At 66.7% G+C, this 237-nt stretch carries 1 protein-coding gene; it reads left to right on the top strand.

Going from position 1 to position 237, the window contains the following annotated elements; all coding sequences use genetic code 11:
* Nucleotides 1-237, top strand: a 237-nt coding sequence (locus FNJ47_RS48915; protein ID WP_175068545.1) for an acetamidase/formamidase family protein, incomplete at both ends; no start/stop codon positions are given.

The raw sequence follows: 237 nt of genomic DNA, 5'->3' as shown, positions 1-237 counted from the left end.
GCGTCGAGAGCGTGTATCTCTGGACCAAGGAGAAGAAGGGCGTGAACCGGCGCGGCGCCGGCCCGATGGATGCTTCACTGTTCGGACGCGGCGCGGGCGAAGGCTTCGGCGTGCATATCTGCACCGGGCCGATCCATGTCTGCGGCGCGGAGCCGGGTGATGTGCTCGAGGTGCAGATCCTCGATATCTGGCCGCGGCCCTCGGCCAATCCAGCCTTTGCCGGCAAGTCGTTCGGCA

It is taken from the genome of Bradyrhizobium uaiense, assembly GCF_010811875.1.
Classification (GTDB): domain Bacteria; phylum Pseudomonadota; class Alphaproteobacteria; order Rhizobiales; family Xanthobacteraceae; genus Bradyrhizobium; species Bradyrhizobium uaiense.
Note: the sequence above shows the minus strand (reverse complement) of the source record. Positions and strands in the feature narration are given on the sequence as shown.